Origin of the sequence: Catenovulum maritimum, from assembly GCF_001050375.1 — a bacterium.
Taxonomy (GTDB): domain Bacteria; phylum Pseudomonadota; class Gammaproteobacteria; order Enterobacterales; family Alteromonadaceae; genus Catenovulum; species Catenovulum maritimum.
Genome location: NZ_KQ130527.1, coordinates 1 through 1,259 on the forward strand (window position 1 = coordinate 1; position 1,259 = coordinate 1,259).

Annotated in this window: 1 protein-coding gene; it reads left to right on the forward strand. The window is 42.2% G+C overall.

Going from position 1 to position 1,259, the window contains the following annotated elements; translation table 11 throughout:
- A partial coding sequence (gene gnd, locus XM47_RS18650) for a decarboxylating NADP(+)-dependent phosphogluconate dehydrogenase (RefSeq protein WP_048696006.1) occupies positions 1-1,259 on the forward strand: 1,259 nt, incomplete at both ends.

The window sequence follows — 1,259 nt, forward strand, 5'->3', positions numbered from 1 at the left end:
GCCGTTATGGGCGAAAACTTGGTTCTTAATATGGAATCAAAAGGCTTTACTGTCACTGCTTACAACCGTAGCTACGACAAAGTTGAAAAATTCATTAATGGCCGTGCGGCGGGTAAAAACATCCGTGGTGCTGCAAGTGTTGAAGAATTAGTCGCTTCATTAGAAAAACCACGTAAAGTTATGCTTATGGTTAAAGCGGGTCAAGTCGTTGATGATTTCATCGAGCAACTTATCCCACACCTAGAAGAAGGCGATATTATTATCGATGGTGGTAATACTCACTTCCCTGATTCAAATCGTCGTACTGAATACTTAGCAAGCAAAGGCTTACATTACATAGGTACTGGTGTTTCTGGTGGTGAAGAAGGCGCATTAAAAGGCCCATCTATCATGCCTGGCGGTGCTAAAGCTGCATGGCCTTTCGTTAAAGATATCTTCCAAGGTATCTCAGCTAAAGTCGCTGACGAAAATGGTGATTTAACGGTTCCTTGTTGTGATTGGGTTGGCGATGCTGGCGCAGGTCACTTCGTAAAAATGGTTCACAACGGTATTGAATACGGCGACATGCAATTAATTTGCGAAGCTTATCAATTAATGAAAACCGTATTAGGTTTATCTGCTGATGAAATTCATCAAGTATTCAAGCAGTGGAATGAAACTGAATTAGACAGCTACTTAATCGAAATCACACGTGACATCTTTGCTTATAAAGATGAAGACGGTGAGCCATTAGTTGAGAAAATCTTAGATACAGCTGGCCAAAAAGGAACTGGTAAATGGACTGGTGTCGTTGCGCTTGATTTAGGTGTGCCATTAACCCTTATCGCTGAATCTGTATTCGCTCGTTGTATTTCTGCACAAAAAGCAGAGCGTGTTGAAGCAGCTAAAGTGATTTCAGGTCCTGAAATTAGCTTCACTGGCGACAAAGCAGCATTTATTGAAGATTTACGCCAAGCTTTACTTGCCGCTAAGATGGTTTCTTACGCGCAAGGTTATGTATTAATGCGTGAAGCAGCTAAAGAATATAGCTGGGACTTAAACTACGGCGGTATCGCGCTAATGTGGCGTGGCGGTTGTATTATCCGCAGTGCATTCTTAGGCAAGATTAAAGATGCATACGATACTAACCCTGAGTTATCAAACTTATTGTTAGACCCTTACTTCAAAGATTCTGTTGTTAGTGCACAAGCAGGTTGGAGACGTGTAGTCGGTACTGCAGTGGCGAATGGTATTCCAGCACCTTGTTTAAGTGCGGCATT